The sequence below is a fragment of the Streptomyces sp. NPDC111656 genome (assembly GCF_055656965.1).
In genome coordinates, this window is record NZ_JBVKCA010000014.1 from 290,714 (window position 1) to 307,881 (window position 17,168).

Here is a 17,168-nt window from a genome sequence, read left to right on the forward strand (position 1 = left end):
AGGCATCGTCTTCTCCGAGGTCCGGATCCCGGCCCTGCGCCGTCGTCCTTTGAGCACATCGTCACCACCTCGGCGCGCCAGTGCCAGAGGGACTGGGGCCGAGGAGGAAGGCCTGCCCACGTTTCAGGCGCCCTCAGCCCCCGGCGGGCGGGTCGACGGCCCGTTGGGGCACCACGGTGTATTTCGGGTCCTTTGCCGAGGCGACCCCCGCCGCGAAAACGCCGAAGCGAGTGCACGCCGAGCCCGCGAGGAGGGCAAGCCCGCTCGCCACGGCAGCCGGCCGACTGCGGCGGCCGAGCAGCAGGCCGACTGCGGCACCAGCCGCGGTGAGCAGCCGGGCGGCACGCAGTAGTGTTCCGGCCCGGTCCTGACGGTAGGTCTCGGCGACCATGCCCAGCCGTTTCTCGGCCGCGCTGGTCGCCGCAGCCTCGGCCGCGGCGGCCAGCAGTGCGGCACAGCGGGCCGGTGCGGACTCGGTCACGGGTCCGAGGACCAGTCCCATCCCGGCCGCGGCCGCCGTCGCGGACGCGGCGAATACGTACGGGAGTTCGCGGTGCGCACCGTGCCAGGCGGGAACGGCGGTGTCTGCCGCCAGTACCGCCGTGTACGAGGCGACCGCCGGGCCCAGCAACGCCGCCGCCGCGGTCGCCGCCGCACCGGCCCGGGGCAGCCGTCCGGTGACGGCGCTGACGGCGGCCGCGCCGACGGCCGGACCGTAGCCGGCGAGCAGCCACGAGCCCACACTCATGGGTGAGGTCGGCTTGAGGACCCGGAGCATGTTCGGGAACCGGCTCGGTACCCCGAGGTCGTGCACGAGTGCGGCGGCGGACAGCGAGACCGCGGCGAGTGAGGACACCTTCATCGCCGTGGCGGTGGTCGTACGTCCCGTGAGCTGGGCGCCCGCCGCGAGCACGGAGCCCGCGCCGGCGAGCCCGCCCAGGAAGAAGTACCCGGCGATGTCCCGGGCGGCCCAGGACGGTGCCTTGATGACCGGGCGACCGTAGTACGACTCGAACTCGGCTCGGGGAACCATGAGTTGCTCACCGCGACGCCCACTGCGACTGCGTTGCCCGCCCGGCTCCGTCGCCGTCATCGTGGTCCCTTCCTTTCCCGCAGGGCGGGCAGCGCGAAGGAGAGCGCGAAGCCGCCGACCAGCGAGAGGGCCGCCGCACCGGCGTGCTTCCACATTGTGGGGAGGTCGCGGGTGGTGACGACCGGGTTCGGGGGCAGTCCGTAGACCTCGGGTTCGTCGAGGAGCAGGAAGAACGCGCCGTCGCCGCCGACTCCGTCGTCGGGCTCGTGGCCGTAGAGCCGGGCGCTGTCCACGCCCGCCGCGTGCAACTGGTCGACGCGCAGCGCGGCTCGTTCGCGCAGTTCGTCCAGCGGGCCGAACTGGATGGACTCCGTCGGGCAAGCCTTGGCGCAGGCGGGTTCCTGCCCGGCGCCGAGCCGGTCGTAGCACATCGTGCACTTGAACGCTCGCCCGTCGTCGGGGCGTTGCTCGATGACACCGTACGGGCAGGCGGGTACGCAGTAGCCGCAGCCGTTGCAGATGTCCTCCTGGACGACGACTGTGCCGAACTCGGTGCGGAAGAGGGAGCCGGTGGGGCAGACGTCCAGGCAGGCCGCGTGGGTGCAGTGCTTGCACACGTCGGACGACATCAGCCAGCGCAGCTCCCCACCCTCGACGGGCGCGGTCGACTGGTTCTCCACCAAGGGGAGTTGTGTGCGTCCTTGCGCCACTGGTACCTGTTGTTCGACGAAGGCGACATGGCGCCAGGTGGAAGCGCCGAGTCCCTGTGTGTTGTCGTAGCTCATGCCGGTGAGGGACAGCCCGTCCTCCGGGATGGCGTTCCACTCCTTGCACGCGACCTCGCAGGCCTTGCAGCCGATGCAGACGGAGGTGTCGGTGAAGAAGCCGACGCGGGGCGGGGGATCGGGGTGCCCGGCGTCGCGCGCCGGGTCGGGTTCTGCACCGCCCAGTAGGTGACGGTCTGTCATTTCCGTGTCTCCGTCCCCGTGGTGGCTGTGACGCCCGCCCGCCGGCGGTACTCGGCGACCAGCTTCGGCAGATCGGGGCCGCGTGGACGGCGTCCCGGGCGGATGTCGGCGGTCAGCGCCTTGTCCTCCTGGATGTGTGCGTTGGGGTCGAGGGTGATCGCGACGAGTTCGTTGGCCGCGTCGCCGGTGGCCACGCCGTTGGGCCCCCAGTGGAACGGCAGTCCGATCTGGTGGACCGTCCGGCCCCGCACCGTCAGGGGTGTTATCCGTGCGGTGACCATGACGCGGGCCTCGACGGCGTTGCGGGCCGTGACGATGGTGGCCCATCCCATGTGCTCAAGGCCGCGTTCGGCGGCCAGTTGCGGGGAGACCTCGCAGAAGAACTCCGGCTGGAGTTCGGAGAGGTAGGGCGACCAGCGGCTCATGCCGCCCGCTGTGAAGTGCTCGGTGAGGCGGTGCGTGGTGACGACGTAGGGGAAGACCTCGGCGCCTTTGTCGTCGCCGCTGGGGTGGTAGCGGTTGCCGTCCCGGGGCAGCAGCTGGCGTACGGGGGAGCGCGGTGTGGACGGGTGGAGGGCGTTGGCGAAGGGCGAGTCCTGCGGTTCGTAGTGAGTGGGGAGTGGGCCATCCTCCAGCCCCGCGGGCGCGTAGAGCCAGCCCTTGCCGTCCGCCTGCATGATGAAAGGGTCGTCGCCGCGCAGGGCGTCCGGTCCCAAGGCGTCGTCCGGCGGTACGAAGCCGGGGGCGCGGTCGGGTACGAAGTCGGGGACGTCGTACCCGGTCCACTTTTCCTCCGCGTCGTTCCACCAGACGTACGCCTTGCGCTCGCTCCACGGCGTGCCGTCCGGGGCGGCGGACGCGCGGTTGTAGAGGATGCGGCGGTTGGCGGGCCATGCCCAGGCCCACTCGGCGGCCACCCAGTCCTGCTCGCTTCCGGGCTTGCGGCGGGCGGCCTGGTTCACACCGTCCGCGTACACCCCGCAGTAGATCCAGCAGCCGCACCGCGTCGAGCCGTCGTCCTTGAGTTCGGTGTATGCCGAGAGCGGCGCCCCGTCCGGGCCATGGCCGTTGATCTCGGCGAGCACGGCGGCGGCGACCGGCTCCTCCAGCGGGCCGTCCACCGGATAGTCCCAGGTCAGGTCCTGTATGGGCCGGTCCATTGGATCGGTCGAAGCGGCCAGCTTCGCCTTGATGCGGCGGCCCAGGTGGTACATGAACCACAGGTCGCTGCGGGCGTCGCCCTCGGGCTCGACGGCCGCGTGGTGCCATTGCAGCCAGCGGTTGGTGTTGGTGAAGGAGCCGGACTTCTCGGTGTGAGCGGCGGCAGGGAAGAAGAACACTTCCGTCGCGATGTCCTCGGTGCGCAGCTCCCCGGTCTCGGTCTCCGGGCCGTCCTGCCACCAGGTCGCCGACTCGATGAGGGAGAAGTCGCGCACGACGAGCCACTCCAGGTTGGCCATGCCCAGCCGCTGGAGCCGTGTGTTGGCAGAGCCCACCGCCGGGTTCTCGCCCATCAGAAAGTACCCCTTGCAGACGCCGTCCAGCTGGGCCATCACCGTGTCGTAGGTGGAGTGGGAGCCGGTCAGGCGCGGCAGGTGGTCGAAGCAGAAGTCGTTGCCGGCGGTGGCCGCGTCGCCGTAGTACGCCTTGAGGAGGCTCACGAAGTAGGCCCGCATGTTGGCCCAGAAGCCCTTGTCGGTGCGGCTGGCCTTGATGAAGGCATCCAGGTTCTCGTGCGCGTGGGCGTGCGGCATGGGCAGGTAGCCGGGCAGCAGGTTGAAGAGGGTGGGGATGTCGCTGGAGCCCTGGATGGAGGCGTGGCCGCGCAGGGCCTGGATACCGCCGCCCGGGCGGCCGATGTTCCCGAGCAGCAGCTGGAGCACGCTCGCGGCGCGGATGTACTGCGCGCCGACCGAGTGCTGGGTCCAGCCGACCGCGTACGCGAACGCGCTCGTCCGCTCACGGCCCGAGTTGGCGGTCAGGTCCTGGCACACCCGGAGGAACGTCGCGCGCGGCACTCCGCAGATCTCCTCCACCAACTCCGGGGTGTAGCGGGCGTAGTGGCGTTTGAGGATCTGGTAGACGCAGCGCGGGTGTCGCAGTGTTTCGTCGCGGGGCGCCCGGCCCGCGGTGCGCGCGCCGCCCGAGCCGTGCGTCTCGGCGCCGCCGGAGCCGCGGACGCGCTCCTCGTACTGTTCGTCGACCTCGCCGGTGGGCTGCTGCACCTCGACGCCCTCGTATTGCCAGCTCGACGGGTCGTAGTGGTGCTTGTCCTCGTCCAGGCCGGAGAAGACGCCGTCGAGGTCCTCCGTGTCGCGGAAGTCCTCGCTGACGAGGGTCGCGGCGTTCGTGTAGGCGAGGACGTACTCGCGGAAGTCCTTCTCCTCGGTCAGGACGTGGTTGATGATCCCGCCCAGGAACGCGATGTCGCTGCCGGCCCGGATCGGGACGTGCAGGTCGGCGAGGGCGCTGGTGCGGGTGAAACGCGGGTCGACGTGGATGATCCGGGCGCCGCGCGCCTTGGCCTCCATCACCCACTGGAAGCCGACGGGATGCGCCTCGGCGAAGTTGGAGCCCTCGATGACGATGCAGTCGGCGTGCTGGAGGTCCTGCATGAAGGTGGTGGCACCGCCCCGCCCGAAGGAGGTGCCGAGACCGGCGACGGTGGAGCTGTGGCAGACGCGGGCCTGGTTCTCCACCTGGACGACGCCGAGGCCGGTCAGCAGCTTCTTGATGAGGTAGTTCTCCTCGTTGTCGAGGGTCGCGCCGCCGAGGCTGGCGATGCCGAGGGTGCGTGCGGTGCGCAGCCCGTCGGACTCCCACTCCCAGGTCCGGCGCCGCGTCTCGATCACGCGGTCGGCCACCATGTCCATGGCGGTCTCCAGGTCGAGGGGCTCCCAGTCGGTGGCGTGCGGCCGCCGGTACAACACCTGGTGACGACGGGCCGGGCCGGTGGTGAGTTGGAGCGTGGCGGAGCCCTTGGGGCAGAGGCGGCCCCGGCTGATGGGCGAGTCGGGGTCGCCCTCGATCTGGACGACTTTGCCGTCCTTGACGTAGACCTGCTGGCCGCAGCCCACCGCGCAGTAGGGGCACACGGAACTCACCACGCGGTCGGCGGTGTCCGTACGTGGTCTGAGCTGCTCGGTGTGTGGCGACATGGCGGCCCGGCCACGGCCCAGCGGGTCGGATCCGGTGAGCTGGCGGAAGGCGGGCCAGTCACTGACCCACGTGCGCACACCCATGATGTGTCCTCTCGGCGGCCGGGGCTTCCCGTGACGGTGGTGGGCATCGCTTCCAGACTGGCCCACCGGGGCGGGTACGTCGCGCGGAGCGCCAGCCGGGCGGTTCGTCGGGCACGGGGTGCTCCGGTCGTGGGCTACCTGAGTGAGGGGAGCCGCGCTGACCCGTTCCGGCTTCGTCCGTGTCGGGGATGTCCGGATCGGGCCGCTCGCCCTGGGCCGGCTGCGTCGAGTCGCCGTCGGGCTCCCAGGGGTTCTCGTCGGCACCGGCCTGCTGGTCGGGCATGTCCCTCGGCATGGGCTTGGTCTCCCGCCCTCCGCCGTCCCCGTGACTCCCTGGACGATGGTCGCTCACGGTGCTCTCCCTCTCCTCGGCCGGCCCCTGACCCGACCCCGGGTACCCCGCACGAGGTTTCGCCATGCAGGGGCGCCAGGTCCTTACGCCCTCGAATCGAGGAGCGGGCACGAGCCCTTGCCCGCGCTCTCGCCGTCTGCCGGTGTGTTGTCCGTTCGTCTGCCCCGTGTCCTGCAATGGCCCGTTGCCCTGCCCGGCACGGGCGTCGATGTGGGAGAACGGTTCGACCGGCTCGCGGGTCGGACTGCCGGACCCTTCGGATACCTCGCCTTCGCGCCCCGCAAGGTGGAACCGAGTCGCTGGCCGACGCCTGCGCCCGGGAGCGGGAAGGATTGATCGCCAAGCGTGCGAACTGCCTCTATCGGCAAGGCTGTTCCAGCGGGCCGGCTCAAGCTCAGGTGCTCGCTCGGCCAGGAGTCGTCATCGGCGGTTTCATCGAACCGGCCGACACCCCGGTCGGGTTCGGTGTGCTGCTGCGGGGGTACTACGGGGGCGATCGGCTCCGCCGGCGGGCAAGGTCGGCACCGGCTTCCACCATCGGACCCTCCTCGACCTGCGAACCTGGTTCGATGAACTGAGCACCTCCGAGCCGCCGTTCGCCCACCACGTCCGCGAGACGCGCCCCCACTGGGTCGAGCCCGCTCTCGTCGCGGAAATCGCCTTCACCGAGTGGCCCCGCGACGGCATGTCGCGCCACCCACGCTCTCTCGGCCCACGCGACGACAAAGCGGCGCGGGACGTCGTCCGTGAACGTCCCTCCGGGCTCACCGCGCGGTGAACGGCGGCAGGCCCGCCAGGACGCGGTCCGGTGTCAGGGGCAGCTCGCGGTAGCGGACACCGGTGGCGTGGTGGACGGCGTTGCCGACGGCTGCCGCCGTACCGACGATCCCGATTTCGCCGATGCCCTTGCTGCCCATCGGATTGAGATGGGGATCGTCCTCGTCGATCCAGTGTGCCTCGACGGCGAGTACGTCGGCGTGGACGGGGACGTGGTAGGTGGCCAGGTCCGCCTCGGTGAAGTCGCCGAACGCGGCGTCCATGGTGCTGCCCTCGGTCAGGGCCATGCCCAGGCCCATCGTCATTCCGCCGATGAACTGGGAGCGTGCGGTACGGACGTTGAGGATGTGCCCGGCGGCGTACACACCCAGCAGACGGCGGACCCGGACCTCCCCGGTGACCGTGTCGACGGTGACCTCGGCGAAGTGGGCGCCGAAGGCGTGCCGCGCGTAGCCGCTGTCGGCGTCGGCGATCCCTGCCGTGTCGGCGCGCGCGGTGAGACCAGGCTCGGGCAGCGGTCCCGTGTGTTCCGCGAGGCCGGCGCGCAACCGGGTGGACGCCTCGTGGACCGCCCAGCCCCAAGAGGCGGTGCCGGAGGAACCGCCGGCCAGTGACGCCGACGGCAGGTCACTGTTACCGATCTCCGTACGGACGCGTTCCAGCGGGACGCCGAGGGCGTCGGCGCCGACCTGGGCGAGGACGGTGCGGGCTCCGGTGCCGATGTCGGTCGCGTTGACCCGTACCGTGAAGCTCCCGTCCGGCAGCGCCTGCGCGGTGGCGGTGGAGGGCCAGATCAGCACGGGGTACATGGCGGCGGCCACCCCCGACCCCACGAGCAGGGGGCCGCCGGTCGAGCGCGGGCCCGGACGGTGGTCGCGGTGTGCCCAGTCGAAGCGCAGGGCGCCCTCTCGCAGGCACTCGACGAGATGCCGGGTGCTGAAGGGTTTGCCGCTGTCCGGTTCGGTGTCCGGCTCGTTCGCGATGCGCAGCTCGACGGGGTCCATCCCGAGTGCGACGGCGAGCTCGTCCATCGCCGACTCCAGCGCGTACATGCCCGGTGCTTCGCCGGGCGCGCGCATCCAGGAGGGGTTGGGAACATCCAGCGGCACTACACGGTGGCTGGTCAGGCTGTGGGGTGAGGCATACATGATGCGGGCGGGCACGGCGGCCTGCTCGACGAACTCCTTGATACGGGACGTGTGGGTGGTGACCTCGTGCAGGAGGGAAGTGAGGGAGCCTTGTTCGGTGGAGCCGAGCCGAACCCGATGCAGGGTGGGCGCCCGATGCCCGACGAGGGTGGACAGAAGTCGGCGGGGCAGGGCCACGGTGACGGGGCGTCGGGTTTGCCGTGCCGCCATCGCGGCGAGCACCACGTGCGGGCGTGGCGTCCCCTTGGACCCGAAGCCGCCGCCGACGTGTCCGGACACGACGGTGACCTGGTCCTCCGGGAGCCGGAACAGGGCCGCCAGCGTGGCTCGTACAGCCGTGGCACCCTGGCTGGAGTCGTGCACGACGAGCCGGTCGTCGTCCCAGTGGGCGGTGGACGCGTGCGGCTCCATGGGGTGGTTGTGCAGGGGCGGCACCCGGTAGCGGGCGTCGACGTGAACCGCGGCGGACGCGAACACGCTCTCGGGGTCGCCGCGTTCCCGGTGCCCGGGATAGCCGCCGTTGGCCTCTTCGGGGACGTACGCACCGGGATGGCTGTCGGTGAGCGTCACGTCGTGGTCCTGCGTGTCGTACTCGACACGCACCGCCGCGGCGCCCGCCCGGGCCGCTTCCAGGGTCTCGGCGACGACCAGGGCGATCGGCCAGCCACGGTGCGGTACACGAGAGTTCTGCAGGACGGCGAGCGTGGGATCGTCGGCGTCGGCGAGCCGGGGAGCATTCTCGTGGGTGAGCACGGCAAGGACCCCGGGGAGTCGCAGTGCGCCGGTGGTGCCGATCACGCGGACCGAACCACGGGCGATCGTGGCGGCCACGGGCCAGGCGTGCACCCGGCCGGAGACAGTGTGTTCGGCCGCGTAACGGGCCAGGCCGGTGACCTTCTCCCGGCCCTCCCGGCGCTCGGCGGGAGTGCCCAGTGCGGTATCCGTGTCGGCCATGGAGTCCTCCTCGTGCTGCCGTGGCGGACGTCCCGTCAGGTGCTGGTCGTCGGCGGTGCCAACCGGGTCAGGACGTCGAGGGCGAGATTGCGGGCCAGGCGCACCTTGTAGGCGTTGTCGCGCAGGGGCTGGGCGGCGGCGAGTTCGAGGTCCACGGCACGCTCGAAGGCGGCGACTGTGGGCGCGGCACCCAGCAGCGCCCCCTCCGCGCGCCGGGCACGCCAGGGCCGGTGGGCGAGCGCGCCGAAGGCGATGCCCGCGTGTTGGACGACGCCGTCATCCACCCGCAGCACCGCCGCGGCGGAGGCGAGGGCGAAGGCGTACGAGGCGCGGTCGCGGGCCTTGCGGTAGAGGGACGGCAGCCCGGCCGCGGCGGCCGGCAGGACGACGGCGGTGATGAGTTCGCCGGGGCGGATCTCGGTGTCGCGTTCCGGGTGGTCACCGGGCAGCCGATGGAACTCGGCCGCTGGGACGGCGCGTTCGCCGTCGGCCCCGTACAGCTCGATGTGCGCGTCGAGGGCGGCCAGAGCGACGGCCATGTCGGACGGATGTGTGGCGATGCACTGCGGCGAATGCCCGAGCACCGCGTGGTCGCGGTGGACGCCGTCCCGGGCGCCGCAGCCGCTACCCGGCTCGCGCTTGTTGCACGGCTTGCCGGTGTCCTGGAAATAGGGGCAGCGGGTGCGCTGGAGCAGATTGCCGCCGGTGGTGGCGATGTTGCGCAGCTGCCCGGAGGCGCCCGCGAGGAGCGCCTGCGAGAGCACCGGGTAGCGGTCGCGGACCAGGGGGTGGGCCGCGAGATCGCTGTTGCGGACGGTGGCCCCGATCCGCAGCGCACCATCGGGCAGTTCCTCCACCGTGTCCAGAGGCAGTCGGCTGACGTCGACGAGGGTGCTCGGCTGTTCCACGCCGAGTTTCATCAGGTCCATGAGATTGGTGCCGCCGCCGAGATATCGGGCGCCGGGATGCGAGGCGTACGCGTCGGCCGCCTCCTCGAGGCTGCCCGCGCGTACGTATCCGAAGGGCTTCACGGGATCACGTCCTCGACGGCTTCGACGATGTTCGGGTAGGCGCCGCAGCGGCAGAGGTTGCCGCTGAGCCGCTCGCGGATCTCCTCCCGGCCCAGCGCCACGGGCGGCCCGGAGGTGGCGCCAGGGTCGGTGACCTGGGAGGGATGACCGGCAGCGGCCTCTGCAAGAGCGCCGACGGCGCTGCAGATCTGCCCCGGGGTGCAGTAACCGCACTGAAAGGCGTCACGGTCCAGGAAGGCGCGCTGGAGCGGATGGAGTTCCTCGCCGTCCCCGCCGAGTCCCTCGACGGTCGTGATGTCGCCGCTGTCGAGGGCGACGGCGGGCAGCAGACAGCTGTTGGCGCGGCGGCCGTCGACCAGAACCGTGCAGGCGCCGCACTGGCCGTGGTCACAGCCCTTCTTGGCACCGATCAGGTCGAGGTCCTCGCGCAGTACGTCCAGAAGCATTGAACGGTGGTCGACGGTGAGCGTGTGCTGTTTGCCGTTGACCCGCAGAGTAACCTCCGAGTGGTGCTGGTCGGGTGGGGCGGACGCGTCGCGCGCGGCGTCGGATTCCATGGAAGACCTCCCGTACGTTCAGGCCGCCGGTTGGACGGGGCATTCGGCAAGGCGGGGTCATGAGGGCTACGGCGGTGTGTCGTCCTCGTCCGGGATCCGATGGACGGCCGCCTCTTCCGCGGAGACCGCGCCGCCGTCGATGCCCACGTCGCGGGCGAGCAGGTGCTTCCCGGCGTCCTCGTGCGCGCCCTCGTCCGGAGCCACGAGGCGGCCCGACCGGTCCGCCCCTACCTCGTCGTCCAGCGGCTCGCCCTCCCCGCCCGCGAGGTCCCCCACCCCCGTCGTCCGCGCCGGGCTCCTCCAGCGCCGGATCCGTACGCTCCTCGGCCAGCCGCTGGTCCAGGCTCTCGCCCCCGCACTGCTCACGCGCGGTCGTGCCCTGATGCTCCACCGCGAGCCGACGCTCGGGCGGTGACCAGCTTCCTCGTACGGGGCGCTGCCCCGGTCGGTGAGCGTGTCCTCCGGGTCAAGGGTGCCCGCGTCCTCCCGGTCGGCAGGGCCGTCGGGCTGATAGACCTCGTCACCCATGACGTCGTCGCGGTTCTGGCTCCCCATGATGTGCGCACCCTTCGGACGAGGTGGATTCGTTCCGTCCGCGTATCCAGGCCGGCGCCGTCCAACGCCGACGTCACTCCTCTGCCGTCGGCTGACGGCGGCGGTACGGTCCGCTCAGGGGAACAAGGCGATTCCGACGACGATCAGCGGAATGACGCCGATGACGAGCGCAGCCGTCAGCCACGGGCCGCGGTGTTTCACCGGGGCCCTGGGCTTCGCCCCGCGCGGCCGGTCTTCAGGCAGCGCGGGGTGGACCGGACGATCTCGCGAGTAGAACTCCTCGGCGCGCCGGTTTTCCATGAGAACTCCTTGACGATGCCACGGAGCCTGCCGTACCGCCCCTTCCGCTGCCCGGCGGAGGCCTCCTCTTGAATGGCCGAGTCCCCCTCATGAGTAGCGGCAACCACACCAGTGCGCCGAACCCACGGGACAGGGCGCTCCCTGTCGGCCACGTCACCCCGTACACGGGCCCCGGGGCGGACCCGACCGGGGGCGGAGACAATCACGGACGGCACTCGAGGCGGAGCCGCCCCTGCGGCGCCGCACCGTCGACGGTGTCGGCGTCACAGACCTCCCGTGCGGGCCGTGGGTCCGGGCCGGTGACAGCGTCCAGAAGGCTGTTACCGAGGCCCTCCAGCGCGCGGGGAGCGAGGGCCCAGGTCTCTCCGCGGTGGTGCACCAGACCGTGGTCGGCCAGGCGTCGCAACGTCCGGTAGACGGTGGCACGGGACACCGAGGCCGTACCGACAAGCTCACCGACCGTCTGGGTGGGCCGGATGTGCAGCGCGCCGATGATCACGAGGGCGGAGCTGCCGAGGCCGTGGTGGGCGAAGGCGTCGTGGCCTATCAGGCGGGCGATGACGGTGGAGTCGATGTCGGCCGTCGTGGCTGTCTCAGGGGTGGGCCACTCCTCAGGTGTCGGGTCGGGGAGGTACTGAGTGGTCCGGAAACGAGACTGCGGAGCGGGGATGCCCGGACGGTGGGCGCTGCCGGTGTCGAGGTACCAGGTGGAGCCCTCCCGGCCGTGGCCGACCCGCAGACGGCGCAGCCAGCCGCACGGTTCGAGGACGGTGTCGTAGACGATCCGCAGGGTCGTGCGGGAGATGCCTGCCTCCTCGGCCGTCTGCCGCTCGCTGGCGTGGTGCAGGGGCCCGCCCGCGATCTCGGCGAAGTTCAGGTGCGCCCGCAGCACCCGCAGCGCGCTCCGCCTTCTCCTGTTCCGTGTGCAAGCCGCAGACCGGGCTCGCGCCGTCTCCATGCCGGACACCACCTGGCCAATAGACGGGCACCCGCCAGGCTTATCCCGGAGTCTTCTTGACACTCCGGTTCCGATGTCATCTGGCCGGATTTCGACACGTCAGCAACGATGCGCTTTCGCTCGCCTTCCCGGTCCCCACCTGACATCTCTTGGATACCTCTTTCCTCATCGCTCACCACGACGGTCATCAACCAACGCAGCATGAGGCGGTTCGGAGCCTTCCCTCGCAGGGCGACTGAGCAGACTACGGAAGGCCACGGTCAGCAGCAGGAAGCCGAGCGCGGCGATCACCAGCACGAACAGCGGGAGCTTACCCATCAGCACCGACGCGAAGTCGTCGTTGCTCGCGGTGAGGCCGCCGACGTAGACCTTCATCGACGTGCCCCGCTCCGCCTGCCGGATCACCTTGTCCCGCAGGCGGTCGATCAGGTCGGAGGTGGCCGCCGACTGCGGGGAGGTCGTCGGGACGACGGAGACCACGCCGACCGTCTGCCCCTCTCGCATGGGCGCGGCGGTCGCACCGGCGACGCCGTCGACCTGCTTCAGAGCGGTGACCAGCTTCGCTTCAGCCGCCCGGTCGGCGGCGGTGGGGGCCTGGACGGCGAGGACGCGGGCCGTTGAAGCCGGGCCCGAAACCGTCCGCGATCATGTCGTACGCCTGGCGGTTGGTCGAGGTCGTGGGCAGGTTGCCGTCGTCGGAGGCGCCGAGGCGCAGCGACAGGGTCGGCAGCGCGAGTGCCGCCAGGACAGCCAGGGCGACCAGGCCGAGGGCCTTGGGGCGGGCCTGGACCCGCTCGCCGCTGGACGTGTAGGGGCTGGTCACGGCGGCGAGCCCCGGCGCGTGGGCGATCCGCCCCAGCGCGTCGGTCATCGCCCGCTCGGCCGCGGGCTCGGTGACCTTGCCTTCCCCCAGCTGCCAGACGACCCGGCCGCTCTTGCCCGCCGCGCTGTTCGAGGCGTGCTGGAGCAGGGCCGTCGCCTTGGCCGAGTCGGTGTTCTGCGAGGTCGGGCTGTTGCCGAACGCGCTGCCGGCCGCACCGACCCCGGCCCCCAGACCGATCAGCAGGCCCACCCAGACCAGGAGGACGACGAGCCGGTGCCGGTGGCACCAGCGGGCGAGAGGGGACATCGACGAGCATTTCCAGGGATACGCCACATGATCGGGCCGCCGAACCCGGCCCACGCTCACGCTCGCATCCCCGGGATATGACGGCGTCGGGCGTCCGCAGACACTTCCCTCTACTGCGATCGCAGCAGACGAAGGACCGTCCTCAAGGCTCGTCTCCGGGCTCTTCTTACGAAAAAGTGACGCGCCATTCGAATCGCTGATGCCTCCCCGTCCCGTGAACCACTCTGGCCCTCGCGGCCACCCGCTGTCGGTGGCAGGCAAGGACTGGAGGATCACCGCATGAGCAGGCACACCAGGCGCAGGTCGCCTAGGAAGACCCGGCTGACCATCGCCGGAGCCGCACTTCTCGCATCGGCCGCGGCAGTCGGGACCATGACCATCGCTTCGGCGGACGAGCCCGCCCACCGGCAGCACACCTCGGCGCGCGCCGGCGCCGACCATGCCGTGTTCGTACAGGGCAACGAGTTGGCCGGCAACACCATCCACGCCTTCAAGCGGGGCGAGAACGGCACCCTGTCCGCCGCGGGCAGCTACGCGACCGGCGGAAAGGGCGGCGACCAGGTCGACGCGCCCACCGACTCCCTCGCCTCACAGGGCTCGCTCGTCTACGACAACCGCTCCAAGCGGCTGCTGGCGGTCAACGCGGGCAGTGGCACGGTGACCTCGTTCCGGGTCGAGGGGCAGCGGCTCACGGATCGCCAAGTGGTGGGTTCTGGAGGCGACTTCCCGTCGTCGATCGCCGTGTCCGGCGATCTCGCGTACGTGATGAACGCGGGCGGCGCGGGGAGCGTCCAGGGCTTCCGGATCACGGCCAGGGGCCTGGTGCCGCTGAGCGGCTCGTACCGCTCCCTCGGCCTGCACAACAAGAAGGTCCCGCTGTTCAGCAGTTCGCCCGGTCAGGTCGCGTTCACACCGGGCGGTCGTGACCTGGTGGTCACCACCAAGTCCGCCAACACCATCGAGGTCTTCCCGGTACGGCACGACGGACGCCCCGCGCACCGGGCGGTGATCAACGACTCGGCCGGCGGTGTCCCGTTCGCGATCACCTTCGACAGGTCGGGCCGCATGCTGGTGGCCGAGGCCGAGAAGTCCACCGTCAGCACGTACCGGGTCCGCCGCGACGGCACCCTCAAGGTCGTCCAGGAGCCCCTGCCCAACGGCCAGAAAACGCTGTGCTGGCTGGAGCGCGCGGGCGACTTCTTCTTCGGAGGGAACACCGGCAACTCCACCGTCACCGGCTACCGCACCGACCGGCGCGGCAAACTGGCGCTCACCAATGGCGTCGGCGTCGCCACACCCCCCTCGGCACGCTCACAGGGCGTCATCGACCTGGCGGTGACGAAGGACCAGAAGTTCCTGTACGTGCAGAACGCCACCTCCGGCACGGTCGACGGCTTCAGGATCGGCAGGAACGGCTCCCTCAGCAAGGTCACCACAGTCACTGGACTGCCCCCCTTCGCCGAATCCGGCATGGAGGGCATCGCCGCGGTGTAAAGAAGCGGCCGCCGCGGCGGCATGGCGCTCCGGAGGGAAGTCTCTCCGGAGCGCCGTGCTTTTCCGGGGCGCAACTGATGCGGGAGCCGTCCCGGTGCGATCAGGAGTAGGACACGGGCTGGGCGTTGACGTGACCGTCCTGGGCAGTCGTCATGGTCCCCACCGGCTGGTAGGAGCCCTGGAGGGAGGAGAGCGGCGAGATCGTGTAGCCGCCAGGTTCGCTGGTGGTCTTGGTGCCTGTATGTGCTCCCGAGACGCGGAGATGCTCGTGGAAGGTCACCGGGCTGGCGGGTGTGCCTGCGTTCTCGACGCTCTGGGTGCCATTGAGGAAGGTCTTCCCGTCGTCGCTGTAGCCGGTGTAGGTGACGGAGATCCAGATGAGGCCGGTCCCGTCCGTGTTCTCGACGAGGTCGACGGCGGCCTGGCCGGCGAACCGGCCTTCGAGCGTGTAGTGCCCGGCGGGCAGATGCGGTCGCCTGGGGTCCGGGTGACCGGGCTGGTACGGCGTGCCCCAGGGAACCCCGTCGGGCACCGGTCGGACGGGCGGGAGACGGTGAGGGTTGCGGCTGGTGAGGCGGGCCAGCATGAGGCGGGAGGTACGGCCGCCGGGCTCGCTGGACGGCGGACAGGCGACCGGCTCGAAGGGAGGTCCGCAGTCGGCCGGGGAGGAGTAGGTCTGACCGTAGACGATCCGCGTGCCGCCGGGCGACCGGTAGGAGTCGGCCCGGGAGGCCCAGAACGGGTCGTCGGCCGTACTGCCCTGCCCGGTCGCCGACGTGGAGCAAGGGCCGGTGGTGCACGCGTTGATCTGCTGGTCGTGGTGGCCGCTGCGGTCGACGAGGTAGGGCTCGAAGAGCCGCCGTGTGCGCATGTTGTAGCCGGCGGACGCGGCGGCGCCGATCGGCAGCATGTCGGTCAGGGGCGGTACCCCCGGCAGCCCGGCGATGAAGGAGAAGCGGTCCCGGTAGCGGACGTCCATCGCGACCGTCCATTTGTCGTCGGGCGAACTGGTGGCGGGGTCGCTGTAGCCGGGGTCGGCGTCCAGTCTGCGCGAAGTGCCGCTGGCGAGGTCCGTGGCGAAGTGGTCCAGATTCGCGGAGCGGGCGTTGCCGATTCCGATCAGGGACCTGCCGTCGCCGCTGAAGTTCTTGAACTCACCGACCGCGCCTTGCTGGTCGTAGCGCAGGCGGGTGGGGTCACGCGGGTCCAGGTGGAAGACGTGGCCGTTCATAGCCGGGTCCGAGCTGTAGAGGCCGGTGACCTTGACGATGTCGTAGCGGGGTGCCAGAAGGAGGCCGGAAACGGGGTCGGGGTTGAAGCGCAGGCGGCCGAAGTAGGCGAACTCGTCGAAGGTCCCGCCGGGCGTGGTCGGCTGGATGACCCTGTTCCAGCCGACGTGGACGTTGTCGGGGTTGAGCTTGAGCTCTCGGCGACACCGAGGTCAACGGCTGACGGCTCGCCAGGACTTCAGCCGAGGGAATCCGTGCTGGTCCAGGAAGTCCTGGCATGCGGTAGGCGGCCGGGACGGGGGTTGCTTCGCCGGTCGACGGCAGACCGCTGAGGTGCTCGATGTTCACAGCGATGGCTGTGAACACGTGCTGCAAGTCAGCCTTCGGCTGTGCCCGGCAGCGGCACATGCCGGGTCCATGGGCGAACTCGTTGACGGTGCCCTCCACCCCAGAGCGAACCGCAAAACGGGCTTGCCGATCGGGCGTCTGCTGCTCGGCGCGAATGCGGACTTGCAGGTCGCGGAGTTCCCGCGGGGGAAAGCTGACGTTCCGGGCGGTCTCACGGGAGGTGGTGCACCGAGTGCGGACCGGGCAGGGCTGACACTGACCCTTGGTGAACCGCGCCTCGATCAGCGGCGCCGCGGTGAGCGAGGAGGTGGGGTAGGTCTGCCCCGTGCTGCCGGAGATGCTCCAGCAGTCGGGCGTCGGCATTGCTGGTCGTGTGGATCTTGGTCTTGGGCCGGGTGGGGTTCTGGCCCGGGCGGACCGGACGGCCGTAGCGGCTCCATCATTCCTCGTTGACCAGGTCGGCCAGCAGGTGTGGGTCGGTGTCGGCGAGCTCCTCCAGGTGGCCCGCACCGCCTCGGTGACCAGCTCCAGCCCGGTCAAGCTGCGCACCGAGGCCAGGACATGGGTGGAATCGGCGCGCTGCGTGGTGCGTTCACGCACGAGCCCGGCCTCCTTGAGACGGGCCGGCGCGAGGTCCAGGAGCCGGTCGGCACGGTCGCCCTCAGCGACGCGCTCGCGGAAGTCGGACAAATTGAGCAGGAACTGCAGCACGTTCACGGTGGCGAGCTGGGCGGGCGAGAGGCCCGGCCGCCCAGCTCGCGGGTACCGGTCAGCAAGATCCTCGTCGTTCCACAGTCCGTCGAGGCGGTCACGTACCCATATCGCCGTCGTACCGGCCCGGTTGCTTGCCCGCGCGAGCTGCGCGGTCAGAGTTGGGATCTGTTCACCAGAACAGGGACGGAGGGGCAACGGGCACCGCTACAACGGCATCGGGTTTCGGAACTGCCCGAGCATGCCTGCTGATCAGGCTGCCGCAGCGGAAGACTCCAAGATCCCCGACAGCAATCCAGCGCGGCTTCGCCGTGCGCCGGGGGCACAGTAAATGCGCCGTCGTACGCCTGCAGATCGCTTGTCCGCCCTGCCCTGGAGACGT

General features: G+C 70.8%; 15 protein-coding genes and 2 pseudogenes. 3 read left to right on the forward strand and 14 right to left on the reverse strand.

Annotation, left to right across the window (positions count from 1 at the left end; all coding sequences use genetic code 11):
• Positions 1-133 precede the first annotated feature (133 nt).
• From nrfD to ACZ7M3_RS35030, 4 genes and pseudogenes are all read right to left on the reverse strand, one after another.
• Entirely contained in the window at positions 134-1,033 is a 900-nt protein-coding gene (gene nrfD, locus ACZ7M3_RS35015; protein WP_472068659.1) for an NrfD/PsrC family molybdoenzyme membrane anchor subunit, read from the reverse strand.
• A gap of 56 nt (positions 1,034-1,089) precedes the next feature.
• Entirely contained in the window at positions 1,090-2,001 is a 912-nt protein-coding gene (locus ACZ7M3_RS35020; RefSeq protein WP_472068661.1) for a 4Fe-4S dicluster domain-containing protein, read from the reverse strand.
• Positions 1,998-5,243, reverse strand: a complete 3,246-nt coding sequence (gene fdh / locus ACZ7M3_RS35025; RefSeq protein WP_472068663.1) for a formate dehydrogenase — start codon at positions 5,241-5,243, stop codon at positions 1,998-2,000. The genes ACZ7M3_RS35020 and fdh overlap by 4 nt, the downstream gene beginning before the upstream one ends.
• 97 nt (positions 5,244-5,340) lie before the next feature.
• A pseudogene (locus tag ACZ7M3_RS35030) lies at positions 5,341-5,595 on the reverse strand (hypothetical protein); the annotation flags it as partial.
• Between the two features lie 208 nt (positions 5,596-5,803).
• Here ACZ7M3_RS35030 and ACZ7M3_RS35035 point away from each other — a divergent pair.
• Positions 5,804-6,373, forward strand: a complete 570-nt coding sequence (locus ACZ7M3_RS35035; RefSeq protein WP_472068665.1) for an ATP dependent DNA ligase — start codon at positions 5,804-5,806, stop codon at positions 6,371-6,373.
• On the opposite strand, the gene ACZ7M3_RS35040 is transcribed toward ACZ7M3_RS35035, so the two are convergent.
• From ACZ7M3_RS35040 to ACZ7M3_RS35075, 8 genes and pseudogenes are all read right to left on the reverse strand, one after another.
• The gene (locus tag ACZ7M3_RS35040; RefSeq protein ID WP_472068667.1) at positions 6,360-8,474 is read right to left on the reverse strand and encodes a xanthine dehydrogenase family protein molybdopterin-binding subunit; all 2,115 of its coding nucleotides are present in this window, start codon (positions 8,472-8,474) and stop codon (positions 6,360-6,362) included. The genes ACZ7M3_RS35035 and ACZ7M3_RS35040 overlap by 14 nt on opposite strands.
• A gap of 35 nt (positions 8,475-8,509) precedes the next feature.
• Positions 8,510-9,505, reverse strand: coding sequence for an FAD binding domain-containing protein (locus tag ACZ7M3_RS35045; protein ID WP_472068669.1), 996 nt, complete (start codon positions 9,503-9,505; stop codon positions 8,510-8,512).
• The gene (locus ACZ7M3_RS35050; RefSeq protein WP_472068671.1) at positions 9,502-10,062 is read right to left on the reverse strand and encodes a (2Fe-2S)-binding protein; all 561 of its coding nucleotides are present in this window, start codon (positions 10,060-10,062) and stop codon (positions 9,502-9,504) included. Before ACZ7M3_RS35050 ends, ACZ7M3_RS35045 begins: the two co-directional genes overlap by 4 nt.
• Before the next feature lie 66 nt (positions 10,063-10,128).
• Positions 10,129-10,617, reverse strand: a pseudogene (locus ACZ7M3_RS35055) (DUF5709 domain-containing protein).
• A gap of 114 nt (positions 10,618-10,731) precedes the next feature.
• The gene (locus tag ACZ7M3_RS35060; protein WP_472068673.1) at positions 10,732-10,917 is read right to left on the reverse strand and encodes a hypothetical protein; all 186 of its coding nucleotides are present in this window, start codon (positions 10,915-10,917) and stop codon (positions 10,732-10,734) included.
• A gap of 202 nt (positions 10,918-11,119) precedes the next feature.
• The gene (locus ACZ7M3_RS35065; RefSeq protein WP_472068675.1) at positions 11,120-11,809 is read right to left on the reverse strand and encodes a helix-turn-helix domain-containing protein; all 690 of its coding nucleotides are present in this window, start codon (positions 11,807-11,809) and stop codon (positions 11,120-11,122) included.
• 231 nt (positions 11,810-12,040) lie between these two features.
• Positions 12,041-12,379, reverse strand: a complete 339-nt coding sequence (locus ACZ7M3_RS35070; protein WP_472068677.1) for an MMPL family transporter — start codon at positions 12,377-12,379, stop codon at positions 12,041-12,043.
• Between the two features lie 61 nt (positions 12,380-12,440).
• Positions 12,441-13,004 (reverse strand): hypothetical protein, encoded by a 564-nt coding sequence (locus ACZ7M3_RS35075; protein ID WP_472068679.1) that lies wholly within the window; start codon positions 13,002-13,004, stop codon positions 12,441-12,443.
• Between the two features lie 279 nt (positions 13,005-13,283).
• Here ACZ7M3_RS35075 and ACZ7M3_RS35080 point away from each other — a divergent pair, with 279 nt between their 5' ends.
• Positions 13,284-14,498, forward strand: coding sequence for a lactonase family protein (locus ACZ7M3_RS35080; protein ID WP_472068680.1), 1,215 nt, complete (start codon positions 13,284-13,286; stop codon positions 14,496-14,498).
• 100 nt (positions 14,499-14,598) lie between these two features.
• On the opposite strand, the gene ACZ7M3_RS35085 is transcribed toward ACZ7M3_RS35080, so the two are convergent.
• Positions 14,599-15,729 (reverse strand): vWA domain-containing protein, encoded by a 1,131-nt coding sequence (locus ACZ7M3_RS35085; RefSeq protein WP_472068682.1) that lies wholly within the window; start codon positions 15,727-15,729, stop codon positions 14,599-14,601.
• Positions 15,695-16,438 (reverse strand): transposase, encoded by a 744-nt coding sequence (locus tag ACZ7M3_RS35090; RefSeq protein WP_472068708.1) that lies wholly within the window; start codon positions 16,436-16,438, stop codon positions 15,695-15,697. The genes ACZ7M3_RS35085 and ACZ7M3_RS35090 overlap by 35 nt, the downstream gene beginning before the upstream one ends.
• Positions 16,439-16,636: 198 nt before the next feature.
• On the opposite strand from ACZ7M3_RS35090, the gene ACZ7M3_RS35095 reads away from it, so the two are divergent.
• The gene (locus ACZ7M3_RS35095; RefSeq protein WP_472068716.1) at positions 16,637-17,038 is read left to right on the forward strand and encodes a hypothetical protein; all 402 of its coding nucleotides are present in this window, start codon (positions 16,637-16,639) and stop codon (positions 17,036-17,038) included.
• Positions 17,039-17,168: the final 130 nt, after the last annotated feature.

What these genes read in the sequence shown, in the direction of transcription:
- nrfD (WP_472068659.1), bottom strand. Translation starts at nt 1,033, where the DNA reads ATGGTTCCCCGAGCCGAGTTCGAGTCGTACTACGGTCGCCCGGTCATC.
- ACZ7M3_RS35020 (WP_472068661.1), bottom strand. Translation starts at nt 2,001, where the DNA reads ATGACAGACCGTCACCTACTGGGCGGTGCAGAACCCGACCCGGCGCGC.
- fdh (WP_472068663.1), bottom strand. Translation starts at nt 5,243, where the DNA reads ATGGGTGTGCGCACGTGGGTCAGTGACTGGCCCGCCTTCCGCCAGCTC.
- ACZ7M3_RS35035 (WP_472068665.1), top strand. Translation starts at nt 5,804, where the DNA reads ATGTGGGAGAACGGTTCGACCGGCTCGCGGGTCGGACTGCCGGACCCT.
- ACZ7M3_RS35040 (WP_472068667.1), bottom strand. Translation starts at nt 8,474, where the DNA reads ATGGCCGACACGGATACCGCACTGGGCACTCCCGCCGAGCGCCGGGAG.
- ACZ7M3_RS35050 (WP_472068671.1), bottom strand. Translation starts at nt 10,062, where the DNA reads ATGGAATCCGACGCCGCGCGCGACGCGTCCGCCCCACCCGACCAGCAC.
- ACZ7M3_RS35060 (WP_472068673.1), bottom strand. Translation starts at nt 10,917, where the DNA reads ATGGAAAACCGGCGCGCCGAGGAGTTCTACTCGCGAGATCGTCCGGTC.
- ACZ7M3_RS35070 (WP_472068677.1), bottom strand. Translation starts at nt 12,379, where the DNA reads ATGCGAGAGGGGCAGACGGTCGGCGTGGTCTCCGTCGTCCCGACGACC.
- ACZ7M3_RS35075 (WP_472068679.1), bottom strand. Translation starts at nt 13,004, where the DNA reads ATGTCCCCTCTCGCCCGCTGGTGCCACCGGCACCGGCTCGTCGTCCTC.
- ACZ7M3_RS35080 (WP_472068680.1), top strand. Translation starts at nt 13,284, where the DNA reads ATGAGCAGGCACACCAGGCGCAGGTCGCCTAGGAAGACCCGGCTGACC.
- ACZ7M3_RS35085 (WP_472068682.1), bottom strand. Translation starts at nt 15,729, where the DNA reads ATGAACGGCCACGTCTTCCACCTGGACCCGCGTGACCCCACCCGCCTG.
- ACZ7M3_RS35090 (WP_472068708.1), bottom strand. Translation starts at nt 16,438, where the DNA reads ATGCCGACGCCCGACTGCTGGAGCATCTCCGGCAGCACGGGGCAGACC.
- ACZ7M3_RS35095 (WP_472068716.1), top strand. Translation starts at nt 16,637, where the DNA reads ATGGGTGGAATCGGCGCGCTGCGTGGTGCGTTCACGCACGAGCCCGGC.